Source organism: Dissulfurimicrobium sp. (genome assembly GCF_049968175.1).
Classification (GTDB): domain Bacteria; phylum Desulfobacterota; class Dissulfuribacteria; order Dissulfuribacterales; family Sh68; genus Dissulfurimicrobium; species Dissulfurimicrobium hydrothermale.
This window is the reverse complement of record NZ_JBMFRG010000066.1, coordinates 1-8,928: the sequence shown is the minus strand read 5'-3', so window position 1 is coordinate 8,928 and position 8,928 is coordinate 1. Positions and strand designations below refer to the sequence as shown.

Annotated in this window: 8 protein-coding genes and 1 tRNA gene; 3 read left to right on the top strand and 6 right to left on the bottom strand. The window is 47.7% G+C overall.

The annotated features are described in order from the left end of the window. Nucleotides 1-174: 174 nt before the first annotated feature. Both uppP and recD2 read right to left on the bottom strand, forming a co-directional pair. Nucleotides 175-1,008: an undecaprenyl-diphosphatase UppP gene (gene uppP, locus ACP5SG_RS08315; protein WP_428123476.1), complete on the bottom strand. Its 834-nt coding sequence runs from the start codon at nucleotides 1,006-1,008 to the stop codon at nucleotides 175-177. Nucleotides 1,009-1,152: 144 nt separating this feature from the next. After that, entirely contained in the window at nucleotides 1,153-3,507 is a 2,355-nt protein-coding gene (gene recD2 / locus ACP5SG_RS08310) for an SF1B family DNA helicase RecD2 (protein WP_237888318.1), read from the bottom strand. A gap of 148 nt (nucleotides 3,508-3,655) precedes the next feature. On the opposite strand from recD2, the gene ACP5SG_RS08305 reads away from it, so the two are divergent. Continuing rightward, nucleotides 3,656-3,732: transfer RNA gene (locus ACP5SG_RS08305), tRNA-Pro, on the top strand. A 121-nt stretch (nucleotides 3,733-3,853) separates the two neighbouring features. Beyond that, on the top strand, nucleotides 3,854-4,315 hold the full coding sequence (locus ACP5SG_RS08300; protein ID WP_237888319.1) for an S-adenosylmethionine decarboxylase family protein: 462 nt from the start codon (nucleotides 3,854-3,856) through the stop codon (nucleotides 4,313-4,315). A 253-nt stretch (nucleotides 4,316-4,568) separates the two neighbouring features. Here the strand turns inward: ACP5SG_RS08300 and ACP5SG_RS08295 are convergent, their stop codons facing one another. The 4 genes from ACP5SG_RS08295 to ACP5SG_RS08280 all read right to left on the bottom strand — a co-directional run bounded on the left by ACP5SG_RS08295 (nucleotide 4,569) and on the right by ACP5SG_RS08280 (nucleotide 8,178). Continuing rightward, nucleotides 4,569-5,171, bottom strand: a complete 603-nt coding sequence (locus ACP5SG_RS08295) for a PilZ domain-containing protein (RefSeq protein WP_237888320.1) — start codon at nucleotides 5,169-5,171, stop codon at nucleotides 4,569-4,571. A 25-nt stretch (nucleotides 5,172-5,196) separates the two neighbouring features. Next, complete coding sequence (locus ACP5SG_RS08290; protein WP_424661308.1) at nucleotides 5,197-5,964, bottom strand: OmpA family protein; 768 nt, start codon at nucleotides 5,962-5,964, stop codon at nucleotides 5,197-5,199. After that, nucleotides 5,961-6,722, bottom strand: a complete 762-nt coding sequence (locus ACP5SG_RS08285; RefSeq protein ID WP_237888322.1) for a MotA/TolQ/ExbB proton channel family protein — start codon at nucleotides 6,720-6,722, stop codon at nucleotides 5,961-5,963. The genes ACP5SG_RS08290 and ACP5SG_RS08285 overlap by 4 nt, the downstream gene beginning before the upstream one ends. 85 nt (nucleotides 6,723-6,807) lie before the next feature. After that, nucleotides 6,808-8,178: a TrpB-like pyridoxal phosphate-dependent enzyme gene (locus ACP5SG_RS08280; protein WP_237888323.1), complete on the bottom strand. Its 1,371-nt coding sequence runs from the start codon at nucleotides 8,176-8,178 to the stop codon at nucleotides 6,808-6,810. A gap of 159 nt (nucleotides 8,179-8,337) precedes the next feature. Between ACP5SG_RS08280 and hrcA the strand changes: the two genes are divergently transcribed. After that, a partial coding sequence (hrcA, locus tag ACP5SG_RS08275) for a heat-inducible transcriptional repressor HrcA (protein WP_428123463.1) occupies nucleotides 8,338-8,928 on the top strand: 591 nt, incomplete at its 3' end.

Genomic DNA, 8,928 nt, shown 5'->3' with positions numbered 1-8,928 from the left:
ATGGCAAGGCTTGTTATGTTTACAACGCTCCTCCCGATCCTTTGGCAAAATTGTATCTCCTGCCGACCCTCTCCAACAAACCCTGCCGCACCAGACGGACTCAGAAGACCCAAAAACAGGATGATGAATAACACGCCTCCAAGACTAAAAAAGTAGCGCATTCCCGATTCAACCTCACTTGATCAATATTATCGCAACAAACAGCGAGACGATTATACGATAATATACAAATGGATAAAAGGTATGCCTTGCAACATAACGCATAAGGAAAGATACAGCCAGATAACCCGATACCGCAGCAGCAAGGGGACCCCATACAAAATCTGGGCTGAATGCACCCAGACCTTGTTGCCTGAGCAGCTTAAACCCTTCATAAAGACCTGAACCGGCTATAATCGGGGCCGAAAGAAGAAACGAAAATCTGGCCGCTGCCTCCCGCTTAAGACCCAGGAGCATAGCGGTACCCATCGTGATCCCGCTCCTTGAGACGCCAGGTACGATGGCAAGGGCCTGGGAACACCCTATTATCAGGGCATCTTTAAGGCCTATGTTCGAAAATTCCCTTTCCATGCCAGAAAACCTCTCGGCCAAGGCCAACAAGAATGCCACAGTTAGGAGCATGAACACCACAATCCACGGCGACCTAAAAACCGTCTCGGCGTATCGAGAAAAGACCAACCCGCCCAGCCCTCCCGGGATCGTTCCAAGCATCAGACACATGGGCAGGCGTCTGTACAAATTTTTATCTCTTTTATCATCATCTTTATCATCATCCCGTTTACCCCATTTAAAATAGAACAACGATGACGTCATAGAGAGCCAATCTTTTTGAAAATAAACAAGCACAGCAAACAAGGTGCCGATATGAAGCATCACATCAAAGACAAGCGGGATATCCGGCAGGCCTAGAAGGTGTTCGGCTAAAATAAGATGGCCTGAGCTTGAGACGGGCAGATATTCGGTTGCGCCTTGGAGGACGCCCAAAAATACAGCTTCAAAAAATGTCATAAGCCTTCACAAAATCCTTATTCGGCCATCCTTCATGGCTCTCGGCATAATCTGGCCGAGAGCCCCCCATTTGACCTATGATACAAACGGTATCCACGAATTTTTATATGGCTCCAGGCGATAAAAAACAAATCCAATCGTTGATCATGATACGGAGCAAGACCTTGAATACATCCCGAGCCAAGTATTCCGCTGCACACCTTGCACATTTTTACAAGCGCGCCTCAAGGCGGAGGGCTGTCCAACCAGATACACCTTCTCCTCGGCCCTGGTAATGGCCGTATAGAACCATTTATTGTTGAGCATTATATAATGTGAATTGGTGAGTGGGATGACGACTATACGATACTGCCCACCCTGCGCCTTATGTACAGTGAGCGCATAGGCAAGTTCCACAATGTCCCCAATATAGTCGAAATCATAAGCGACCACAATCCGCTCGGGATAGACGACATAAAAACGACCTGCCTCCTGGTCTATGCCGGCAACAAGACCTATGTTGCCGTTGAATATCCTCCTTATCCCCTCTCGATTGAATATTTTGCCATTCTTTATATAATTCTCCCAGGCCATAATCTCCATGTCTCTATTTTGGAGATGAACGACCTTGTCGCCGTCGAAGATAGTCATGCCTGCACTTTTGGCTTGGACATACGATCCTGTCTTTGGATTCAATATACCCTGAAGTATGGGGTTTAGGGCCTCTGTGCCAAGGCGTCCCACCCTCATGGGTGTCAGTACTTGAAAATCCCATATGGGATGGGTCAACCTTTCCTTATATTGCCGCGCCAGATCCTCTATCCGCCCCAAAATGGCATTGTTGTTCTTTTCCCTGAAGCTCCTTAACTCAGCCTCGCCCTTATTGCCCTTTTTAAGGGCAAAGATGTTGTATTTTTCCACATTGCAAAAGGCAAAATCTCTCCAGCCCTGCCTTTCAACGCCCTCAGGAACCCGCCCCTGTCTGATCTCATTTGCAAAGATGGTAAGCACGCTGTCTTCACTCTGCCGATATATCTTGGTCAGATGAACCGCTGGGATAAGTCCCGCCTCAAGGATATCTGAAAAGACATTGCCCGCACCAATTGGAGAAAGCTGGGCAGGATCTCCGACCAGAATGAGAAGTGCATCCGGCCTCAGTGCACGGGCAAGGCGGAAAAATATAGGCAGATTGACCATAGAGGCCTCATCCAGCACTACAACCCTATGCGGCAAAGGTCTTTCAGGACCATGCTCAAAGCGCCCCTCGCCTTGATACTTCAACAGGCTGTGGATGGTGAAGGCGTCATATCCAGTGGCCTTTCTGAGCCTCGCCGAGGCCATACCGGTAAAAGCACAGCATACTATCTGGTCCCGTGCCGCAAAATGCTTGGCAACGAGATCTAAAATAGCCCTGCAGACAGTGGTTTTACCAGTACCTGCATAGCCTGCCAAACCGAAGACAAGCCTCGGCTCAACAGCGATACGCCTTATTATCTCCTTCTGCTCAAAAGATAGGTCAATGCCGACAGTCTCTTCAAAGCGGCCAGTAAACTCATCGACTGTATCACAGGATACCACCTTACGGTCAGATTCGCAGGAACGCTCTTTAAAAAAATCAAGAAGCCAGTCCTCCATATGTTTATACTGCGAGAGCCCTATCTCACGGTCAGGTCCTGCAACCAAAACACCGTCAAGGATCATGGAGCTTAAAACGCCCTTCAGCATATCGTCCTCAGGCACCTGCCCATCATACGATAAGACATCGGCCATAAGCCCTGTAAGCTTCTTTTCGCCAAGATAGCAGTGACCCTCCGACTCAGCCGCATTGACCAGGAGATGCACAGCGGCAGCGCGCATGCGTGATGGTGAATGAGGTGCCACACCAAGACCAAGCGCTATCCTGTCTGCTGTCTTAAAGCCTATACCCCTTATCTCTGTGAGCCTGTAAGGATCTTCTCTGATGACATCAATGGCCTTGTCTTCAAAATGATTATAGATGCGAATGAGGAGATTCGGTGTTATAGCGCCTTTCGCCCCACTTAGATATTCGGCCAGCTCCCTCAACCCCTTGTATTTACGCCATGAACGAATAATGATCCCAAGGCGTCTTTCCTTTATGCCTTTGACCTCAAGAAGTCTCTCGGGCGCCTCATCCAGCATCTTTATCAGCCCTTCTTCGCCATAGCTCACCATAAGCGTCTCGGCGAGTTTAGCGCCAAGCCCTTTTACCACCTTTGAAAAAAAGAATAGCAATTCGCTCCCTACGGGCCTGTAGGCTGAAAAGGCAAACTGTCTGCCATATTTCGTAACAGTCCAACGCCCACTGAACTCTAGATCAGCCCCTTCAAGACCTATCTGGTTGACAACATCAGGCACATATCCCGCCGCCGTAAAAACGGCGCCGTTCTTAGGCCGCACTCTGAGCACCGCAAAACCGGTCTCTGTAGATGCATAAGTGACGCGTTCGACCCGCCCCGACAAGATCAACTCTCCATTTTCGGGGGCTATCAAGCTATCCATAAAAATAATATATACTTTATATTTGATATCTTGCATTATCAATGCTGCTAAACTTTTTGTGAAGTTTTATTGCTATTTAATCCTTGACGTAGATAAAAAAAAATGTTATCCGCTCTTATCGTTTCAACATAAGAAAGGAAATAGATCTCGGGACGTAGCGCAGCCTGGTAGCGCACCTGAATGGGGTTCAGGGAGTCGGAGGTTCAAATCCTCTCGTCCCGACCAATTTCATTTGTAGGCTTGAATTCTGGCTGTATCCTGCCGGGATCAGCAGGCTCTTTACCCATGGCATGGGTAAAGGGCTTTTTGCATGTCTAAATTGTTGATTGTTAAGGAGGGCAAGGCCATGACATTTAATCTCGCCGCTGCAAATGACAACGGATTGAATCAGAAACAGCCTGGGCATGAACTGGCAAGGCAACGGATGGGCGCTGTGATGGACACCCATCTTCTGGCCGAGATATGGCAATCTCCATTTGCTACACTGGCCGACGCCAAGGTCATAGAAAAAGCGCTCAATCTTCTCGGCAAGGACGCTACCGGCATAGACGGCCAGGATTCATACATATTCGAGGTAATAGTGCACCAATTTAGCCCATACGGCGTATCAGGCACGGCCAAGATGCCCGATGCGCATGTAATCATCCACACATGGCCTGAAAACAAATATGCAGCGGTCGATATCTATGCAAGCGACCGCGAAAAGGCATATATGGTGCTGGAGGGCATCAAAAACGGACTTGAAGCTGGATATGTACAGGTTACAGAACTACGTCGCGGCGAACTCCTCGACATCGAAGACACCTGACTGGACGGCCAGGCCAGGGAGATGACCTGGCTTAATATTATGATCAATGCAAATTTGTCATTCCTGGCAGCCTAATTGGGGATTTCATTGAAGCTAAAACGCAGTGGCATTATCGTTAATATTTAAACAATAGCTAAAACCGCCACTCCCAAAGCCGCCGTGACAATTTCATCCCTTTTAAGATTTGGGAAGTATCCAAATTATCTATAAAAAATAGAAAAGGGATCAACTACAGGAACAATCCTTATAATACCTAAGACTTGGTCTCTTCCCTTTGTCTGCGTACAAGTTGCAGTTGGAGCATCTGTTTATTAAAGATATGCTCGACAAGCAGATCTTGGTCTGCTTCATTTACCCATATAAATCTTACGGCTATCCTAAAACCCCCATCGGCATCACTGATGCACCTCAAAACCCTACCATAGCACCTTATAAATATCATCTCAGGCGGGATGAGCAGCTCTATCCTGAGCAATTGATCCCTTGAAAATGGTTCACTATGCCTAAAACCGATCCCTGCGGCGCTTATGTCGACCTCATAGAGCTCATCAGGAAGACTATCCCCCTTACCAACCAATAGATTTTTTAGGATAAAATCCAATTTTTTATCCAACATCTCAAGGATATTCGCCAAGACATCGTCTCTTTCCTTGAGCCTCTGGATGTACAGGCTTAGCTTTTTATCAAAAAATTGATACGTACTGCCTGACGATCTAAGATCCTGCCCCTTCTCGCGCAGATCCATGGCCTTTGTATATTCGTCTTCCTCCACTGCTGTAACCCGCAGAAATACCTCATCTTTTATCCTGACATATGATCTGTTGTCTTTTTTCGCCTCATCGTCATATCTCCTCATCCTACCGTTCTCCTTGTGCTGCCGATCATGACGTCCTCATATTCAGCCCCTTGTCGTCACCGATCTTCTTTTCGATAAGCGGTGTGACGTCAAGGTCGCTTGGATGACCTGACTGGACAAAAATGATCTCGACCCTCCTGTTGCCAGCCATATGCTCAGGCGTATCATTCGGAAATCTCGGCTCGCTATCCCCTTTACCAACGACGGAAAACCTTTTTGCATCAATGCCCTTGGATTCCAGGAGATAATCAACCACCGACGCCGCCCGCGCGGCGGAAAGGTCCCAATTGGAACGGTAGAGAGGGCTCTTGATCGGGAGATTATCAGTATGACCCACAACCATTACATCGCCAGGAACATTTGCTATTACCTCCCTTATCTTGTCTAAAACAGGCCTTACGTCCTCCCTTATCTTGGCCTGTCCTATATCGAAGAGGACATCATCTTTCATCCTCAGAACCACCTTGTCATTGACGGTCTCTGCCTCTATCGACTTCTTTGTCAATTCCGGCCCGAGCGCCGCCTTTATCTTTTTCATTATGAATTCATTCTTCAGCCTGATCGATGTCTCACGTGAGATATTCTCACCGCTCAGTACCCTTTTCTCAACCTTTTGCAACCCGAAACTTTGCTTCAAGGAATCCGATATCTCTTTGTATCTAGCTACATCCATTGAAGAAAATGATAGAAGCAACACAAAAAAACCGAGTAATAGGGTCATCAAATCACTGAATGAAAGCACCCAAATGGGCGTACCCTTCTTCTTGATCTTCAATCCCCATTTTTTATTCATAAATCAACCGTCTCAACCTTTTTTTGCGCTGGCAGAAAGCTGTTGAGAAATTCCTCAAGTATCTTTGGATTCAAACCTTTCTGTAGCCCGAGTATACCCTCAACAACCAATCTTTTATTTAACTCCTCCTCCTGGCTCCTGCGCTTAAGCTTGTCGGCGATCGGCAAGGCTATGAGGTTGGCTATTACAGCCCCATAGAGCGTAGTAAGCAGAGCCACAGACATAGACGGTCCGATCGACGAAGGTTCTTTCATATGGCCCAAAAGGGCAACCAGCCCTATCAAGGTGCCAATCAGGCCAAAGGCTGGCGCAGTCTCTCCTATGGCAATAAAGATGCTTTGGCCAACGCCATGTCTCTCGAGCGTGAATTCTATCTCCCTGTCAAGCGCCTGGGCTATAAATTCTGGCTGATAACCATCGACACAATACATGACGGCCTTTCTAAGGAACGGATCGTTAATCGGGACCTTTTCAAGCCTGAGAATCCCTTCCTTCCGTGCAATATGAGAAAGGAATATTATCTCCTGGATAATCGACTCCGGAGACGGCGTCTTGACAAAAAAGGCCTTTGCTGCAACTCTCATGCTATTTACGAGATCAAAAAATGTAAACCTGATAAATGTAGCTGCAAGCGTCCCGCCCAAAACAATCAAGGCCCCGGGTAGGTTTATATAGCTTGCAACGCCACCGCCCAGGAAAATGGCTACCAAGATCAGTGCGATACCAGAAATCAGTCCAGCCAGTGTGGCTATATCCATAAAAAGGCCGTCAACCTCGCCGCCCTTAAATTTCCCTCGTATTTTAAAAAAACTAGTTAAATTTTTTGAGGTTGCTTGCTCATTACTATATGCCTGTAGGGAACTTAGGCAAATCCATCAATGCATCGGCTATCTTTTTTTCTGGGTATTCAAAGTCAATGAGCCGCCCAGCCATATAGTCATCGTAGGCAGAAAGGTCAAAGTGGCCGTGCCCACTTAAACAACAAACTATGCACTTTTCCTCCCCGGTCTCCTTGCACCGCAAGGCCTCGTCTATCATGGCCCTGATGGCGTGTGATGTCTCTGGCGCAGGGATGATACCTTCTGTCCTTGCAAACAAAAGAGCAGCTTCAAAGACAGGGTTTTGTGGATAGGCCCTTGCCTTTATCAGGCCCGAATGCACAAGATTGCAAAGGACAGGGGCGTCCCCATGATATCTCAGACCGCCTGCATGTATACCCGGCGGTTCAAAGTTATGGCCAAGGGTGTACATAAGAAGCAGCGGGGTCATGCCGGCTGCGTCGCCGAAGTCATATCTGAATTGCCCTTTGGTAAGCGTCGGGCAGGATGTAGGCTCAACGCCTATCAACTCAACGGTCTCTTTTCCCTTGATCACATCCCTTGCGAAGGGTATGGCCATGCCGCCGAAATTCGATCCGCCGCCCACACAACCTATAACTATATCGGCCTTGTCATCAACAAGATCAAGCTGTTTCTGGGTCTCGAGACCTATGACCGTCTGGTGAAGAAGGACATGATTCAAGACACTGCCCAAGGCGTAATTTGTATCTTCATGGGTTGCAGCATCTTCAACCGCCTCTGAAATTGCCATGCCGAGACTACCGTTTGAATCAGGATTCTTTGCAAGGACGGCCCTGCCATAACTGGTTCTATCGGTTGGGGACGGATAGACCTCACCACCCCATGCTTGCATAAGGATTCTTCTATACGGTTTTTGATTGTAACTTACCTTTACCATATAAACCGTACACTTCATATCGAAAAGGGCGCATGCGAAGGAAAGGGCACTTCCCCATTGGCCCGCCCCTGTCTCCGTAGCAAGTCTATTCATGCCAGCCGCCTTGTTGTAATAGGCCTGCGCTACAGCTGTATTCGGCTTATGACTCCCGGGAGGGCTTACCCCCTCATTTTTATAATATATCCTGGCCGGTGTCTTTAGGGCCCTTTCCAAGTTCCTTGCCCTGTGAAGCGGGGTCGGTCTCCAGAGCTTATATATCTCTCTGATAGGCCCTGGTATCTCTATCAATGTCTCCTGGCTCATCTCCTGTTCTATGAGTGCCTCAGGGAATATAGGTTTCAGATCATTAGGCGTGACTGGTTTTCCGGTAACTGGATGCAGGGGTGGGGCAAGCGGGGTGGGAAGCTCGGGTAGGATGTTGTACCACGCATCAGGAATGTCCTTTTCATCAAGTTGGATTTTAAAACCTTCACTCATTTAATCTCTCCTAGAGTTTTAAATAATATAACATTAACCTTGGCGGCTATTCAACCTAAAAGTCATATGCCCATCAAGTTGACATCCAAACTCGGTGGAATTATTTTTCACTAGCACTCTCTTATAACCTAAGCGCTAAATCTAAAATCGGAAAAGTTTATGTTAAAATCCGATCGCACTATAGACATATCGGATCGCAGCAAGTATCTGCTCAAGGCGATCGTTAATGCTTACATCAGCAAGGGAGGGCCCATAGGATCTAGGACTATCTCGAAGAAATGCGACTTTGGCCTCAGCCCTGCGACAATACGCAATATTATGGCCGATCTCGAAGAGATGGGGCTTCTCGTACAACCGCACACCTCTGCAGGACGTATGCCAACCGAGGCCGGCATACGATATTATATCGACCATCTGATTGAAAAAGAATCCCTTTCGCTGAAGGATCAGGAGGCCATTGAGGAAGGGCTCTCAAGCACACATGATGATCTTACTGCTATCTTGAGCAGAACGGCGCAGATACTCGCTGTCTTCTCGGGTCACGCCGCCATAGTCAGCGCGCCCAGGCCTGACAGAGACATGCTCAGGCACATCGAGTTCATACATATAAAACCTGGCCTCGTCCTGGTTGTGACCGTATCCGATTCCGGGGTTGTGCAAAATAGACTGATCAGGACGGAAACTGATCTTTCCCAAAGGCGAATGGAGAGGTTCTCAGCATATCTAAACAACCTCCTTGATCGCTGCAAG

What these genes read in the sequence shown, in the direction of transcription:
- ACP5SG_RS08300 (WP_237888319.1), top strand. Translation starts at nt 3,854, where the DNA reads ATGACATTTAATCTCGCCGCTGCAAATGACAACGGATTGAATCAGAAA.
- recD2 (WP_237888318.1), bottom strand. Translation starts at nt 3,507, where the DNA reads ATGGATAGCTTGATAGCCCCCGAAAATGGAGAGTTGATCTTGTCGGGG.
- uppP (WP_428123476.1), bottom strand. Translation starts at nt 1,008, where the DNA reads ATGACATTTTTTGAAGCTGTATTTTTGGGCGTCCTCCAAGGCGCAACC.
- ACP5SG_RS08285 (WP_237888322.1), bottom strand. Translation starts at nt 6,722, where the DNA reads ATGGATATAGCCACACTGGCTGGACTGATTTCTGGTATCGCACTGATC.
- ACP5SG_RS08280 (WP_237888323.1), bottom strand. Translation starts at nt 8,178, where the DNA reads ATGAGTGAAGGTTTTAAAATCCAACTTGATGAAAAGGACATTCCTGAT.
- ACP5SG_RS08290 (WP_424661308.1), bottom strand. Translation starts at nt 5,964, where the DNA reads ATGAATAAAAAATGGGGATTGAAGATCAAGAAGAAGGGTACGCCCATT.
- ACP5SG_RS08295 (WP_237888320.1), bottom strand. Translation starts at nt 5,171, where the DNA reads ATGAGGAGATATGACGATGAGGCGAAAAAAGACAACAGATCATATGTC.